Genomic DNA, 14,737 nt, shown 5'->3' on the forward strand with positions numbered 1-14,737 from the left:
ACCACAACCCGAGCCGAGCCATTCATCACCCACGCGAGTGTTGACACCCCGCCACGAAACTTAACTTCGTGGCCTTGATGCCTCCCGGCCCCCGAGACACCACTGAGCACCAGCCAGGACAGCCAGCTGGCCGCCAGCGGGCAGTTACGGCCCGAAAAGCACCACTGAGCACCAGCCGAGACAACCAGCTGGCCGCCAGCGGGCAGTACCGGCCCGAAAAACACCACTGAGCACCAGCCGAGACAACCAGCTGGCCGCCAGCGGGGCGTTCCGGGCCGAAAAGCACCGCTGACGCCCAGCTGGCGGACTCGGTCCACCGCGGACCTCGACCCCGGAAGGTGTCCAGCGGCGGGGACTCCGGGGGAGGTGAGGGCTATGGCATCATGCGACCGGCATCCCTGAAGGAGATCCACATGACGACCTGGCTACAGGCCGGCCCCGAAGCGATCCGGTCCCTGTTGACCGACATGAAGGCCCATCGGGGGCCCTGGCAGACGGACGATGTGCATGGGCTGAGCCGCCGGATGGGGTGGACCCTGAACGAGGTCATCGAAGGCGAGATCGCAACCGGTCATGCCGGTTTCGGCGTACGCAAGAATGAGATCGTCTGCTATTTCCACGAAGGTCTCCTCGATCACATCACCGTCGGCATCACCGAGAACGTCAGAGAAGACGGAACCGACCGGGACCGCTTCATGTGGGACGCCTTCGCCGACACCGCCGCTGAAGGCGTGGCCGTCCTGGGGGAACCGACCGATCGGGATCACACCGAACCGCCGACGGTGCGCTGGCGCCTGGAGGACTCCACCATTCTGGTGAAGAATCTCGAGAGCGCCGTGACGGTGACGTGGGCGAGCAATCGGTTTCAGGACGAGTGGGACCAGATCGTGGAGGCGCTGGCATGAGCGCGTCCTCGTGGGAGGAACTGACCGAGCAGCTCGCGGCCCGCCTTCCCCGGCTGGAGATCGACGACGTCGTCATCCTCGCGGCACCCGGTAACCGATACACCGAGCTGGTCCAGCTGAAGAACGGGCTCGCGCTCGACGCGGTCTCCAACGCCTTCCTGCCGCCGGACGGTCAGCTCACCGCCGAGCAGGAGCGGGAGCTGCAAACCCTGGGCTGGCAGCCGCCGGCCGGGCCGATGCGGCAGAACTGGTGGCACGAGGTCGGCAAGTGGCCGCTGCACAGCCGCGACGCCGCCCGGATCGCCGAGCTGATGGTGTCGACCCTGCGTGACGTCTACCGCGTCGCCGCTCCGTCGGACGTTGAGCAACGCTCCTTCAAGTCCTGAAGCTCCCGGGCCCGCGACCGGGATGTATCCGCACGTTTTTCGGATTCGGCCTGGCGGAGATGGCAGGTTTCGTAGGCTTTGCGTGACAGGTGCGGCATTTCGTCTGCCTGACACCCCTGCATGCTGCTCGGCGAGCGGACGTGGGGGTGGCTGCGGTGGAGGAAACGGGGATGGACCGTGGTGCAGCAGGGTTACCGGCGTTCGGTGAAGCAGTCGACGCTGACCTGGGGCACGGCGGTGGTTCTCGCCGTGCTGGCCCTGATGCTCTGCTTCACCGTGCTGCAGGTGGGCCGGGCCGTCGCCGACGAGCGGGCCGCGTTTCAGCGGCAGTCGCAGTTCGAACAGCTCGCCATCGACCTGGGCGGGGCGTCGGACCAGCTGACCAACGAGGCGCGGATGTACGCGGTCACCGGCGACGAGAGCCATCTGGACGCGTACTGGGCGGAGATCGACAAGACGAAGACCCGGGATCGGGTGATCGCTGAGCTGCGGGTGCTGGGTGCGCCGGCCGCCCTGTTCGACCTGCTGGCGACGGCTAAGGAGAACTCCGACGCGCTGATCAACACGGAGACCCGCGCGATGCGGCTGGTGTTGCAGGCGAACGGCACGAGTCCGGCGGCGATGCCGGGACCGGTCGCCGAGTTCCAGCTGTCCGCGTCCGACGCGGCACTGAGCCGGTCCGCCAAGATGGCGAAGGCCGCGCGGATCATGTCCGACGAGCAGTATGCCACCGACAAGGCGCTGATCACCGCGCCGGTCGGACAGTTCCAGGACCAACTGCACGCCATCGCCGCGGCACAGGTGGCCGGCGCGGAGAAGACCACCCGCCGGTTGATGAACACCCTGTGGACGCTGAGCGCACTTCTGGCAGTCGGCATCGCCGCGGTGCTGCTGGTGGTTCACCGGCTGGTCGGCCGCACCGTCGTGCGTTATGCCGGTGCGCTACGCCAGCGGGACCCGAAGGACCTGGACTTCGTGCTGCCCGCCGGCGGCACCACCGAGCTGCGGGAACTGGCCGGCGGGTTCAACGACCAGTTCGAGCAGGTTCGGCAGCTGGTCGTCGCGGTGCGCGCAAACGCCGACGAGGTTCGCGCCTCGGCCGATCAACTGACCGGGCTCAGCAGCGACCTTCTCGCCTTCAGCACCGCCGCGACCGACCGCACCGGCGACGTCTCCACCGTGGCCGACGAGGTGTCGCACAACGTGGCCGCCGTATCGGCCGGCGTCGAGGAGATGACCGCCTCGATCGGCGAGATCTCGCAGAACGCCGCCCGGGCCGCACAGGTCGCCGCGTCCGCCGTGCAGGTCGCCGAGACGACCCGGCATACCGTGGCGCGCCTCGGCGAGAGCTCGGCCGCGATCAGCAGCGTGGTCACGCTGATCAACGGGATCGCCGAGCAGACCAACCTGCTGGCACTCAACGCCACCATCGAAGCCGCCCGCGCCGGCGAGGCGGGTAAGGGCTTCGCCGTCGTGGCCAGCGAGGTCAAGGACCTCGCCCAGGAGACCGCCCGGGCCACCGGCGACATCACCGGCCGGATGGCCACCATCCAGACCGACACCGTCGCCGTCGTGGACGCCATCGCCGAGATCAGCTCGATCATCGAGGGGATCAGCGACTCCCAGAACACCATCGCGTCGGCCGTGGAGGAGCAGACCGCCACCACGTCCGAGATCAGCCGCAGCCTCGGGGAAGCCGCCGGCGGCTCACAGCTGATCGCGGGCAACACCGGTGACGTACGGGCCGCCAGCGAACAGGCCCGGTCGGCCGCCAGCGTCACCCAGAACGCCTGCTCCGATCTGGCGGCCAGGGCGAACCAGCTCCATGAACTCGTCAGCGGTTACCGGACGAGCCGCTGACACAGCGGCACGAATCGGAGCCGGTTGCCGTACACCTGCCGTTTGACGTTGCTGTTGATCTTGATTCCATCGGCTCGGTGGCGGGCCCGCGGTGCGATGATCGCGGTGTGCGGGTGATGATGGTTACCGATGCGGGGCACGCCGGGCGCAGCAACGAGGACTTCGCCGGTGCTGTTCCGGCCGGGATGGTTCTGGTCGACGGCGCGGGTGGCATCGCCGGTGCCGAGGAGCTGTGCCGGCACGGTGTGGCCTGGTATGCCGCCCGTCTTGGCGGCGCTCTGCTGGGCGCGCTGGCCGACAAACGGAGCCTGCCCGGTGTGCTGGCCGAGAGCATCGAACGGATCACCAGCGAGCATCGGGGCACCTGCGACGTCACCCACCCGAGCAGCCCGTATGCGGCCGTGGCGATGCTCCGTTTCTCCGGCGGTCTCGTCGAGCACCTGGTCCTCGGTGACGCCGTCGCGATCGTCGGCCGGGCGGGGGACGAGCCGTTCGTCGCGCACGACCCCCGCGAGGTGGTGATCGCCCGGTCCTTCGAGGCCCGGCTGGCGGGCGTTCCCGAGGGCGGCGACGAATACCGGCGGCTGCTGGCGGAGTTGCGGGCCCACCGGAACACGCCGGGCGGTTACTGGGTGGCCAAGGACGATCCGCAGGCCGCTGCCGAGGCGATCACCGGCAGCTGCCCGGCGGACGAGGTGACCGTGACGGCGCTGCTCAGCAACGGCGCGAGCCGGCTCGTCGACACCTTCGGGCTGACCGGCTGGGCCGGGCTGCTGGACCTGCTGGACACCGCCGGAGCCGGCGAGGTCATCCGGCAGGTCCGGGCAGCCGAGGCCCGCGACGGTGTCGCTACCGATGACGCGACGATCATCTGGCGCGACCGTACGCCCGGGCAAGCGTATGGAACGCCTCCTTCGGGGACCAGTGCCAGTCGGACGCCGGGTCGCCGGGCCGGTCCCGGATCGGCTTGACGATGGCATAGCTGGCCATGTCCAGGTCGTAGCGCGGGTCGGGATGGTGCTCGGACTCCGGGGTGACGAAGGTGTACGCCAGCGCCGAATAGAGGTTCAGCGACTCGAAGGCCGCGAGAACGCTCGCCAGATAGCGGGCCTGTGTCCGCTCGCTGCGCTCCAGGTCGCCCTTGATCTCGGGCGGTTCCTTCGTGTAGTCGACGACGTTCCACCCCATGCCGCCCTGCTCCGGGGCGCCCTTGAACGTGCAGGTGCCGAACTCCATGATGGCCAGCGGCTTGCCCGGGCGGATGTGGCGCCTGATGTCGCGGACGTAGTCGGCGTGGTGCTCGAAGTATCCGTAGTAGTCGATGCCGATAATGTCGAAGAGGTCCCAGTCGACGTCCTCGTCGTCGGCGGCCGCGTACGTCATCCTGCCCTGGAAGACCGATCGGCCCACGGCGGCGGCCTTAGCCGTGAAACGGTGCAGGCGCCGGCGCATCTGTTCGGGATCGAAGTTTCCGCTCAGCAGGTTCTCGACCCGCTCCATGACGGTGTCGCCGGGGACGATCCCCGGAACGAACAGGACGAACTCACAACCGACGCTCAGGTGGACACCGGCGCCCTGGCGGCGCAGTCGTTCGGCGGCACGGCCGGTCTCCGCGAGGTGTTCGAGGATCTCCGGCGCCGGCCGGTCGCCGAGCGTCGGCTCCAGCCAGACGTGCAGCCCTTGCTCCGCGGCCTCGGCCGCGGTGGCGGCGAGCCGGTCGGCACCGGAGCCGGTGACCTTGACGGAACTGGCGTGCAGGTCGTGCCGTACGGCCCGGATGTCGTGGCGCATGCGGGAGACGCTCCAGGCGTCACCGACCTCGTACACGACGCCCCGAAGGGCCAGGCCACGTCTTGTCGCATTCGCCTCGGCACCGGCCTGCGGCAGGAGCACCGCGCCGCTCGCCGCCGCGGCCAGACCGAGGAACTCGGCTCGGGTGAACCTCATGTGACGCCTCCATTCAGGATGCGTCCAGCCTCGGGTACGCCGTCGCGCATCGGCGACAGCCGATGGTCTACGCGGCACTGACCAAGGTATACCGGTTCCCGTGGCCGCCGGAACGACCACGGGAACCCGCGTCGCGGTGTTACTCCAGGGTGAGCGTCATCGTGTTGTTCGGCCCCGACAGCAGCAGGGACAGCAGCGGCGTGAGCAGCCCGCACCCGGTGAACCGCGGGATCGTGTAGGTGCCCACCATCGTGATCGGCTTGAACAGCTCCACCGGTGTGGTGTTGTTCAGCGTGAGCGTCGACGGCCGCACCGTGCGGCAGCTCGACTTCACCAGGTTCAGTTTCGGCGCGGCGTCCTGGTGCACGTCGACGACCTGGAGCGTGAAGGTCGTCGTGGTCGACAGCTTGGACGCGCCGAGATCGATCGTCCCGGTCAGGCCGCCCACCGGCACGATCTTCACCGTCGAGGTGACGCCGATCAGGTTGGCCAGCTTCAGCTTCGCGGTCAGGTCGGAGAGGTTGGCACTGCCGGTGACCGTGTTGGTGTCGAGGTCGATCTGGGTCTTCACCGACGACGTCGGGACGGTGACGTCGACGTTGGGTTTGGCCAGATGCGTCGTACCCGTGACCTTGTTGAAGTCGATGTTGATGGGAGCGGCCTGCGCCGGAGCGGCGACAGCGATGGTGGCGGCGGCCCCGAGGAGCGCCGTCGTGACGAGCATGATGGGGCGACGTAGGTAGCCCACGGTTCCTCCATGTGACAGGTGAGTGGTGTCTCGGACGGACGGTGGCGAACGTCCGAAATGGTCCGCGAACCAGCATGCGGGGCTGAGGTTACCCGAGAGTAGGTTTTCGTGGTAGGCATGGAAGGTGTTCGATAAACGGTCGTCGGGCCGGGCCGCCGCGAGCGCCCTCGCCCCCATCCTGCTGGCCGGTGCGCTCGGCGTGACCGGCGCGGCCACCCCGGCCGCGGCCGCGGGGACCACCATCCGCGGCGAACTGCTTCCGGCACCCTTCGCGGGTCCGCAGAAGCAGATTTCCGTACGGGCAATCGACGTCTCCCCACTCGGAGTGGTCGCCGGCAACGCCCTGGAGACCGTCACCGCCCCCGACGGCTCGGTCTCCTACGTGGAGCGGCCACAACGCTGGGCGTACGCCGGACGGGCCGGCTGGCTGCGCCAACAGCTGACACTCCCCCGCGGCGCGACGTCCGGCCAGGTCGCCGCCCTCACCGACCGGGGTGAAGCCGCCGGATCCGTGATGCTGGGCTCGGCCCGGGCGGCCCGCTGGTCGCTCGACGGACGATCCACCACCCTGATCAGCGACGGTCCCGGCAACGTCACCGCGGTCGGCCCGAACGGCCCGTGGGGGGTCTCCACGTTCAACCCCGAGATCCCCATCCTCGGCGACGCCGAACTCGTGAACCGCGACAACACGCGCACCCCGCTGCGCGGAACACCGGACCTCGACACCGGCAACCGCCGCTCGGTCGGCTCCGTCGGCGGCCCCGGCACCGCGATCGTCTGGGTCAGTGAAGGGCTCGGCCAGGGCACCACCGCACGGCCGGTGCTGTGGCGCGACGGTGCCACCAAGCGCCTCCCCGTCATCGGCTCCTACTTCCTGGGCGCCGCGTGCCTCTCCCGGGTGGAAGCCGACGGAAGTGTCGTCTACAGCGGGTATCAGCCCGCCGACGGTGGGGTTGCCTTCCTGCTGGCCCGGCATGTCGGCGGGGTGCCAGGCACCGACGTCATCCTGTCGCGGGCGACAGGGCCGGGACAGCCCTACGGTGGCGTCGACTGCACGGCCGGGGCGGCGGGCGACACTCTCGCGCCCGACGGCGGCATCGCCGGGTATCTGATCGAATCCGGTAGCCGGAGTGCGGCGTACTGGGACGCGGCCAACACGCTGACGGTCGTCCCGCGTGAGGCCGGGGAGCAGTCGGCATCGGGGGTGGCGGTCGCCGGTGGCGGGCGGATGGCGATCCTTGCCCAGCATGAGGACGGCACCAGCCGCCTGTCGCTGTGGGACGATGGCGTCCGCACCCGGCTGGCTGCCCCGAGCGGGTGGAACGTGACGTCGGTGGTCGAGCTGACCGAGGCCGGGCTGCTGGTGGCCAACGCGCAGAACGCCGCGGGGGTCGTCCGGCCGGTCGCATGGAATGTGGCGGGAGTCTGACGGGCCTTTTGCGGGCGGTTTGCGGGCGGTTTGCGGGCGGTTTTGCGGGCGGTTTTGCGGGCGGCGCGCCGTACATCTGCATTTTGGGCATTTGATTCTGGGGCCGGGACCGCCGCCGCACGACGGTCCCGGCCGTGCTCTCGCTAAGCCGTGACGGCCCGCTCGAGCATGGTGCGATGGTGGATCATCCACCGGGCGGCACGGGCCCGCCAGGTCAGCGACCACAACGGCGCCGGATCGGTCGAGTCCGGAGTGATGCCGGCCCGGTCCGCCTCGGCGGCACAGTCCCGGATCGCGAACTCGATCATCCTGCTGACCAGCCCCTCACGATCAGCCCGGGACAACCCGTAGCCGTCGAGGAACAGCCGCAACTGCCTGGCGCGAGTGGCCGCGCCGGGCAGGCCGTGACGTTCGGCGATGTCGTCGTCGTGCAGCTGAGCGTGCCACCACGCGGTGGCAGCGACCTCGTCCAGACGATCGACTGGCCCCGCGAGGGTCCAATCGATGAACGCCACGGGTACGCCGTCCCGGGCAACGGTGTGCCACGGCCCGGCGTCACAGTGGCCGATCACCGAATCGGGGCCCTGGTGATGCATCCACCAGGGCTGCCACACCGCGTCCGGCGGGCGGAAGCCGGACGTGGCGGTGTGCAGGTCGCGCAACAGCGTGCCGACCTGCCCGACGTTCTCGTCCGCCCACGCGTGCGGGTGGACGATGCTGCCCTCGACGTACGTCAGCACCTCGTTGCCGTCGGCGTCGAACCCGTCGCCGGCCACCCGCGGTGCGCCGGCGAACCCGGCCTCCTCGAGGTGGCGCAGCAGGGCATGGATGGTGCCGGTCCAGGGCCGAGCGGAACGCTTGATCGTCCCGCCGGAACGGAAAACATGACTGGGTCCGCCTTCAGCCGCCGTCAGCGGCTCGAAGGACGATGCGGAAACCACGAATTCTCCTCGTGTCAGCGCGGTAAGCGGTGATACAGCGCCTGATGACGGCGCCAAGAGCCGGCGGCGCGGGAAAGCCCGTGGCCGGCTGAACCGCTACTCGCGTTGTCGCCGGTGCGCTCAGGCCGCGGCGAACTCACGGGTCGTAGCGGTGGTAGCCACCTCGCTGGGAACCATGCACGTCATCGGGACCTCCTCACCGAGCCGGAATCCGCACGCTAGCGGGCCGCACCAAGCGCCGCCAGCCAATTTCCGCACCCGTCCCGACCAAGGCACGGACTCCGGTTCTCCCGACACCGATGAGTTTTCTCAGGCTGCACGGTCCATCTCACGAACCGACTGCCTAGGGAGAACCGTGACCTCGATCCAGCCCATCGCCAGCACGCCTGACCTTCCCCGGCTACGCGCCTTCTACGAGAAGGTGCTCGGCGCGGCGCAGACCTTGCGCGTACCCGAGGAAGGCCCCGAGTTCTATGTCGAGCTGCGAATCGGCGCGTCCACGCTCGGGCTCGTGCAGGAGGAAGGCACCCAGATCGGCGCACCGGTGCGGATCATCCTCAGTGCCGAGGTCGCGGACGTCGACGCGCTGCTTCCTACGGTCGAGGCGGCCGGGGGCACCGTGCCGGGGCAGGCCAACGACATGCCGTGGGGGCAGCGGGTCGCGCACGTCCTCGACCCCGACGGCAACATGCTCAACCTGACCAAGTGGCTCTAGCCCGAGCTTCCCAGGGATGGCCCGCGCCGCCCAACCCAGCCAGGCAGCCCGGCTGGCGCTGAGCGGCACTTTTCACCCGCCAACACCCCGCTCAGCGCCAGCCAGACAGCCCAGCTGGCGCTGAGCGTCACTTTTCGCCCACCAACACCCCACCCACGCCCAGCCGAGCCACCCGGCTGGCACTCAGCGGCACCTTTCGCCCACCAACACCCCACCCACGCCCAGCCGGGCAGCCCAGCTGGACGTGAGTGCTGTGTCCAGCGCCGCGGGGCAGCACCGGGAGCCAGCCCGTTACCGGGCGGGCCGATCTTGGGCGGGGAACGCGGCTCGGATTTCCGCCGCCGTCGCCGCCTGCGAGGCCCGGTGCGGCGGCCAGGATCGTTGCGGCGCGGGTGTCGCGGAAACGACCCGTCCGGGGTGTCGCCAATCGCTGCGGGGCGGGCCGATGATGGCGGGATGGGTGACCGCAGGAGGCGGTGGCCGGCGGTGCTGGCTGTGCTCCTCGTCGTGCTGGGTGGCGTCGGTGCCACGGCCCGCCTGGACGGCCCGTCGGACGGCAGCGTGATCCGGTTCGGCGGTGCGGCCTGGCGGGCGGACGCGTTGCGGGTGGATGTGACCGGCGAGTCCGCGTTGCGTGACGGCGACGAGGTGACCTCGATCGGGGGTGAACGGTTCACCGGCGGGCTGGTCGTCCGGCCGGGTGACACCGTCGCCTATCAGCTGCGCGGTGGCGAGATCCGGGACGTGACCATCACCCGGGCGGATATCGGTGGCCCGCTGCGGGACGGCTGGGGCGACCTGGTGTTCGTGGTGTCGCTGGCGCTGCTCGCGGTGGCGCTCTACCTTCGCCGGCCGAACGAGCCGGCGGTGACGCCGCTGCTGGTCGCCGCCGCGGGGTTGCTCGGCAGCACCGTGGTGGTGGTCGCCGGGTTGCCGCCGCTCGCGCTGGCGGCCGGCGGTCCGGGTCCGGTGCTGTACTTCCTGAACACCGTCGGCGTCTACTCGATCGCCTGGGGTGCGATCTTCGTGCTGGCGCTGCGGTTCACGCCGCGGCATCCGTGGGCGCGCCCGGCCGTGATCCGGGCCGGATATCTGCTGCCGCTCGCCGCGATGGTGACCGTCACGCTCGGCGCGGTCGTCGCCGGGCAGGACGCCGTCACCCGCTACACCACGCTCGTCATCGCGCAGAACGCTGTCGTGACGGTGACCGCGCTGGCCGCGGGCGTGGCGGGCGTCGTCGCGTACCGCGCCGATCGGGATCCCGCCTCGCGGAACCGGCTGCGCTGGGTGGCCTGCGGCGGTGTGCTCTCCCTGGTGCTCGGCCTGGCCGGGTGGCAGCTTCCCACGCTGCTCACCGGCCGCCCGCTCCTGCCCGATGGCGCGCTCGGCCTGGCCGCCATGCCGTTCGTCGCCGGGCTGGCCATCGCGTTGCGCCGGCACCGGCTCTTCGACATCGAGCGCCTCGCGAACCGGTCGCTGGTCTACGCGGCGGTCGTGACGGTGCTCGCCGGCCTCTACACCGCCGTGGTCGCGCTGCTGGCGTCGGTGCTCAGGCTCTCCGACGCGGTCGCCGCCGCCCTGGCTGCCGCGGTGGCCGCGCTGGTTCTGGCACCGTTGCGGTCCGCGGCCCAAGACCTGGTCAACCGCATGATGTACGGCGATCGCGACGACCCCGCCGGAGTGCTGGCCGGGCTCGGCGGGCGCCTGGAGACGGTGATGCTGCCCGACGACGTCTCACCGACCGTGGTGGAGACAGTCGCCAGGTCACTGCGTGTGCCGTACGTGGCGATCGACGTCGGCGACGACCAGCTCCCGGCCGCCGAGTACGGCGTACCGGCCGGCGCCGTCCACGTCGAGCCTCTCTATCACTACGGCGAGAGAGTCGGCCGGCTGCGGGTGTCCGGCCGCGGTGTCGACGACCCGCTGGAACCCGCCGACCTGGCGCTGATCCGGTCGCTGGCCCAGCAGATCGGCCCGGCGCTGCAGGCGGTCCGGCTGCATCACGACCTGGTCCGGTCCCGGGCCGAGGTGGTGGCCCTGCGCGAGGACGAGCGCCGCCGCCTGCGCCGGGACCTGCACGACGGGCTCGGACCGGCGCTCGCCGCGATCGCGCTGAAGGCCGGCCTCGCCGCGCGTCAGGTCCCGGCCGGCAGCGCCCGGAACCTGCTCGGCGAGATCACCGACGAGGTGCGGACCAGCCTGGCCGACGTTCGCCGGGTGGTCGACGCGTTGCGCCCGCCGGCGCTGGACGAGCTGGGCCTGGTGGCCGCGGTACGGGCCCGGGCCGTGGCGCTCACCGCCGACCTGGTGATCGAGGTGATCGGCCCGGCCGACCGGGCGGTGCTGCCCGCGGCGGTGGAGACGGCGGGGTACCGGATCGCGGTCGAGGGGATGACGAACGCGGTCCGGCACAGCGGTGGCACCACCTGCACGGTCACCATCGAGGCCGGCGACCGTGAGGTGCGGGTCGAGATCCGCGACGACGGCGGAGGGCTGGCCGAGGCGCGTACGCCAGGGGTGGGATTGCGCTCGATGCGCGAGCGTGCCGCGGAGCTCGGCGGCGAGTGCACGGTGGAGAGTGCGGGTGGCACGGTGGAGAGTGCGGGTAGCACCGTGGAGAGTGCGGGTGGCACCGTGGTCCGCGCGCGGCTGCCGCTCGCGGTGGGAGCACCGGGATGATCCGGCTGATCCTGGCGGACGACCATCCGGTCTTCGCCAGAGGGCTGCGTGCGGTCTTCGAGGCCGAGGAGGACTGCGCGGTCGCCGAGGTGGCCGGGTCGGGCCGCGGCGCGGTCGAGGCGGCCCTGCGGCACGCGCCGGACGTGGCAGTGCTGGACATCGCCATGCCGGACGGCGACGGGCTGTGGGCCGCGGCGCAGATGCGCTCCGCGGGGCTGTCCACCCGGATACTGATGCTGACCATGGCGGACGACGACGAGAGCGTGTTCGCCGCGCTGCGTAACGGTGCCTCCGGCTACACGCTGAAGGGCTCGCACCCGGACGACATCGTGGCGGCGGTACGCGCGGTGGCTCGCGGCGAGGCGGTGTTCGGCGCGGGGGTGGCCGGGCGGATGCTGCGGCACTTCTCCCGGAGCGTGACGGTGGCGCCGTTCCCCCAGCTGACCGAGCGCGAGCACGAGGTGCTGCGGCTGCTGGCGGGCGGGGCGGACAACACGGCGATCGGCCGGCGGCTCGGGGTCAGCAGCAAGACAGTCCGCAACCACGTGTCCAACGTCATCACCAAACTGCAGGTCAGCGACCGTACGGCAGCGGTCATGCGGGCCCGCGACGCGGGTCTGGGCTGAAATTTCCCGGCCGATTCGGGACATTGTCCCGTGACGGCGGGACACCGGCGGGGCGAGTGTTCTCCCATGACCACGAGCCTGCTCAGCCGGCCCTCCGCAGCGAGGCCGTTCGCCGTCGTCAGCGGCGTGTTCGGGCTGGCCGCCGGAGTGTTCTTCGTGCTCTTCTTCGCCGCCGGCGGCCCGGGCGGCGGGTTCGAGTGGGCCGGAATCGCCTCTGACGTGCTGGGCTCGGTGCAGTTGGTCGCGCTGGCACCGGTGGCTCTGGCCCTGCGGCAGCGGATGCCGGCGGCGCGGGCCGTGCGGGTCGCCTGCGTGGTCGTCGCCGCGGCGGCCCTGCTCACGCCTCTGATCGAGGTCGTCACCCACCAGGGCATCTGGCCGGGCGCAGTTTCCGCGTACCTCATCTTTGCCTGGATCTTGATCGTCAGCCTGACCGGGCACCGGCGCCGCAGCCTGCCGCGGCCGCTGACCCGCGCGGGTCTGTTCATCGGTGCCGGGCTGCTGGTCGGCGTGGTCCTGCTGCTGCCGGGCCTGGTGACGCCGGAGCCGCTTCGGCAGGCCTTCCTGGCCGCGGGAATCGGCATCGGTGTGCTCGCGTGGCTCGCCCAGCCGGTCTTCACCCTGCTGCTCGCCGAACACGTGTTCAAGGAGGAGTCATGAGAAAGACCTACCGGGTCCTCGCCTGGATCGTCGCCGCCGAGGTCGTCGTGCAGGCGATCGCCATCGCCTGGTTCGTCGCCGGCCTCGGCCACTGGGTCGTGGGCGGCGGGGTGATGGACAGCGCCGCGATGGAGAGCGACGAGATCCCGTTCACCGAGCTCTACGGCGTCATCGTGCACGGCATCAACGGCTCGATCGTCGTGCCGGTCTTCGCCCTGGCGCTGCTCGTCGTCTCGTTCTTCGCGAAGATCCCCGGCGGGATCAAGTGGGCCGCCGCGGTCTTCGTGCTGACCATCGTGCAGGGACAACTCGGCTACCTCGGCCACGACTTCCCGGCCGCCGGCGCGCTGCACGGCTTCAACGCCCTCGCGCTGTTCTCGGTGTCGGTGATGACGGCGCGCCGTGCCCCGGCGCGGGAAGTTCACCGTCCCGTCGAGGCGAATGCCGAATCGGTGGTCTGAATGAGCGCGTGGCGGCTGCTGGCCGCGGGCGCGGCCACCGCCGCGCTCGTCGCGCCGATCGGCTACTTCTGGCAGGACAGCCTGCTGCCGGACTCGTATTCCGCGACAATCATGGGGTACGCGGACTCCGGCGGCGGACCGTCCCACGATGCGCACTCCGGCGGCCGGCCGGTCTCCGGGCTCACCGTCGCCGCCGGGCGCCGCGCGGACGTGTCGATGACGATGGTGGCCCGGTTCGAGAGCGGCCGGTACACGCTGAACGGCACCACGCCCGGTCCCCCGGTGCTCGCCTCGCCCGGAGATCTCGTCGAGGTCAGGCTGGTCAATCAGGACGTGCCGGACGGCGTGACCCTGCACTGGCACGGCATCGACGTGCCCAACGCGATGGACGGCGTCGCCGGCATCACTCAGGACGCGGTGCTGCCCGGCCAGTCCTTCGTGTACCGCTTCGTCGCCGACCAGCCTGGAACCTACTGGTACCACTCGCACCAGGTCTCGCACGTGCAGGTGATCAAGGGCCTGTTCGGTGCCGTGGTGATCGGCGGCGCCCGCACCGACGCGACCGCCCTCGTCCACCTGTACAGCGGCGGGAAGCACACGGTGAACGGCGCCACCACGGACATGCCGGTCGCGGCAGCCGCCGGCACCAGGGTCCGGGTGCGGATCGTCAACACCGACAGCGGCCCGATGTACGCGTGGACCGGCGCACCATACCGGCTGCTGGCGATCGACGGCACCGACGTCAACGAGCCGCCCGAGGTGTCCGGCAAGTCGGTGCAGATCACCGCCGGTGGCCGTGCCGATCTCGAGGTAACCGCACCCGCCCGCGTGCAGCTTGGCGGCAACCCGGGCATCGTCGTCGGCGCCGGCGCCGCGCCCGTCGGCAAACCGTCCGGCGTGCTTGATCCGCTCACCTACGGCACACCGTCGCCGGTCACGTTCGGGCCGGTCACCCGCACCTTCCGCTACGACATCGGGCGGCGGCTCGGCTTCGTCGACGGCAGACCCGGCAACTGGTGGACCGTCAACGGGCACATGCTGCCGGACATGCCGATGTTCCAGGTCAGCTCCGGCGACGTCGTCCGGATGCGGATCAGCAACGACAGCGGCGAGGTCCACCCCATGCACCTGCACGGCCACCACATGCTTGTCGTCTCCCGCGACGGGGTGGCCGCGACCGGAAGCCCCTGGTGGGTCGATTCGATCAACATCGCCAACCATGAGACGTACGACGTGATGTTCACGGCCGGCAACCCGGGCATCTGGTCGGACCACTGCCACAACCTCAAGCACGCCCGGGAGGGGCTCGTCGTGCACCTGATGTACGACGGTGTGTCCACGCCGTACACCATGGGTGACGGCAACGATCCCGACTGACCC

14 protein-coding genes are annotated in these 14,737 nt (G+C 70.7%); 11 read left to right on the forward strand and 3 right to left on the reverse strand.

Annotated elements, in window-relative coordinates; all coding sequences use genetic code 11:
- The first annotated feature begins 413 nt into the window (after positions 1-413).
- The 4 genes from ACFQV6_RS19220 to ACFQV6_RS19235 all read left to right on the forward strand — a co-directional run bounded on the left by ACFQV6_RS19220 (position 414) and on the right by ACFQV6_RS19235 (position 4,122).
- A complete protein-coding gene (locus tag ACFQV6_RS19220; protein ID WP_378028879.1) occupies positions 414-905 on the forward strand; it encodes a DUF6301 family protein in 492 nt (163 codons plus the stop codon).
- Positions 902-1,291, forward strand: a complete 390-nt coding sequence (locus ACFQV6_RS19225; protein ID WP_378028880.1) for a hypothetical protein — start codon at positions 902-904, stop codon at positions 1,289-1,291. The genes ACFQV6_RS19220 and ACFQV6_RS19225 overlap by 4 nt, the downstream gene beginning before the upstream one ends.
- Positions 1,292-1,468: 177 nt before the next feature.
- The gene (locus ACFQV6_RS19230; RefSeq protein WP_378028881.1) at positions 1,469-3,151 is read left to right on the forward strand and encodes a methyl-accepting chemotaxis protein; all 1,683 of its coding nucleotides are present in this window, start codon (positions 1,469-1,471) and stop codon (positions 3,149-3,151) included.
- A gap of 116 nt (positions 3,152-3,267) precedes the next feature.
- Entirely contained in the window at positions 3,268-4,122 is an 855-nt protein-coding gene (locus ACFQV6_RS19235) for a hypothetical protein (RefSeq protein WP_378028882.1), read from the forward strand.
- Here ACFQV6_RS19235 and ACFQV6_RS19240 read toward each other — a convergent pair.
- The gene (locus ACFQV6_RS19240) at positions 4,019-5,098 is read right to left on the reverse strand and encodes an abortive infection protein (RefSeq protein WP_378028883.1); all 1,080 of its coding nucleotides are present in this window, start codon (positions 5,096-5,098) and stop codon (positions 4,019-4,021) included. The genes ACFQV6_RS19235 and ACFQV6_RS19240 overlap by 104 nt on opposite strands.
- 139 nt (positions 5,099-5,237) lie before the next feature.
- Positions 5,238-5,846: a hypothetical protein gene (locus tag ACFQV6_RS19245; protein WP_378028884.1), complete on the reverse strand. Its 609-nt coding sequence runs from the start codon at positions 5,844-5,846 to the stop codon at positions 5,238-5,240.
- A 124-nt stretch (positions 5,847-5,970) separates the two neighbouring features.
- Here ACFQV6_RS19245 and ACFQV6_RS19250 point away from each other — a divergent pair, with 124 nt between their 5' ends.
- Positions 5,971-7,275 (forward strand): hypothetical protein, encoded by a 1,305-nt coding sequence (locus tag ACFQV6_RS19250; RefSeq protein WP_378028885.1) that lies wholly within the window; start codon positions 5,971-5,973, stop codon positions 7,273-7,275.
- Between the two features lie 143 nt (positions 7,276-7,418).
- On the opposite strand, the gene ACFQV6_RS19255 is transcribed toward ACFQV6_RS19250, so the two are convergent.
- The gene (locus ACFQV6_RS19255; protein WP_378028886.1) at positions 7,419-8,216 is read right to left on the reverse strand and encodes an aminoglycoside phosphotransferase family protein; all 798 of its coding nucleotides are present in this window, start codon (positions 8,214-8,216) and stop codon (positions 7,419-7,421) included.
- Positions 8,217-8,571: 355 nt separating this feature from the next.
- Here ACFQV6_RS19255 and ACFQV6_RS19260 point away from each other — a divergent pair, with 355 nt between their 5' ends.
- From ACFQV6_RS19260 to ACFQV6_RS19285, 6 genes are all read left to right on the forward strand, one after another.
- Complete coding sequence (locus ACFQV6_RS19260) at positions 8,572-8,931, forward strand: VOC family protein (protein ID WP_378028887.1); 360 nt, start codon at positions 8,572-8,574, stop codon at positions 8,929-8,931.
- A 456-nt stretch (positions 8,932-9,387) separates the two neighbouring features.
- Entirely contained in the window at positions 9,388-11,610 is a 2,223-nt protein-coding gene (locus ACFQV6_RS19265; RefSeq protein ID WP_378028888.1) for a histidine kinase, read from the forward strand.
- A complete protein-coding gene (locus ACFQV6_RS19270) occupies positions 11,607-12,236 on the forward strand; it encodes a response regulator (protein ID WP_378028889.1) in 630 nt (209 codons plus the stop codon). Before ACFQV6_RS19265 ends, ACFQV6_RS19270 begins: the two co-directional genes overlap by 4 nt.
- A 66-nt stretch (positions 12,237-12,302) precedes the next feature.
- On the forward strand, positions 12,303-12,896 hold the full coding sequence (locus ACFQV6_RS19275; RefSeq protein ID WP_378028890.1) for a hypothetical protein: 594 nt from the start codon (positions 12,303-12,305) through the stop codon (positions 12,894-12,896).
- Positions 12,893-13,357 (forward strand): hypothetical protein, encoded by a 465-nt coding sequence (locus ACFQV6_RS19280; RefSeq protein ID WP_378028891.1) that lies wholly within the window; start codon positions 12,893-12,895, stop codon positions 13,355-13,357. Before ACFQV6_RS19275 ends, ACFQV6_RS19280 begins: the two co-directional genes overlap by 4 nt.
- The gene (locus tag ACFQV6_RS19285) at positions 13,358-14,734 is read left to right on the forward strand and encodes a multicopper oxidase family protein (RefSeq protein ID WP_378028892.1); all 1,377 of its coding nucleotides are present in this window, start codon (positions 13,358-13,360) and stop codon (positions 14,732-14,734) included.
- Positions 14,735-14,737 lie beyond the last annotated feature (3 nt).

Origin of the sequence: Actinoplanes sp. GCM10030250 (genome assembly GCF_042666575.1) — a bacterium.
Lineage (GTDB): Bacteria > Actinomycetota > Actinomycetes > Mycobacteriales > Micromonosporaceae > Actinoplanes.

What these genes read in the sequence shown, in the direction of transcription:
- ACFQV6_RS19285 (WP_378028892.1), top strand. Translation starts at nt 13,358, where the DNA reads ATGAGCGCGTGGCGGCTGCTGGCCGCGGGCGCGGCCACCGCCGCGCTC.
- ACFQV6_RS19240 (WP_378028883.1), bottom strand. Translation starts at nt 5,098, where the DNA reads ATGAGGTTCACCCGAGCCGAGTTCCTCGGTCTGGCCGCGGCGGCGAGC.
- ACFQV6_RS19235 (WP_378028882.1), top strand. Translation starts at nt 3,268, where the DNA reads ATGATGGTTACCGATGCGGGGCACGCCGGGCGCAGCAACGAGGACTTC.
- ACFQV6_RS19280 (WP_378028891.1), top strand. Translation starts at nt 12,893, where the DNA reads ATGAGAAAGACCTACCGGGTCCTCGCCTGGATCGTCGCCGCCGAGGTC.
- ACFQV6_RS19275 (WP_378028890.1), top strand. Translation starts at nt 12,303, where the DNA reads ATGACCACGAGCCTGCTCAGCCGGCCCTCCGCAGCGAGGCCGTTCGCC.
- ACFQV6_RS19265 (WP_378028888.1), top strand. Translation starts at nt 9,388, where the DNA reads ATGGGTGACCGCAGGAGGCGGTGGCCGGCGGTGCTGGCTGTGCTCCTC.
- ACFQV6_RS19220 (WP_378028879.1), top strand. Translation starts at nt 414, where the DNA reads ATGACGACCTGGCTACAGGCCGGCCCCGAAGCGATCCGGTCCCTGTTG.
- ACFQV6_RS19225 (WP_378028880.1), top strand. Translation starts at nt 902, where the DNA reads ATGAGCGCGTCCTCGTGGGAGGAACTGACCGAGCAGCTCGCGGCCCGC.
- ACFQV6_RS19270 (WP_378028889.1), top strand. Translation starts at nt 11,607, where the DNA reads ATGATCCGGCTGATCCTGGCGGACGACCATCCGGTCTTCGCCAGAGGG.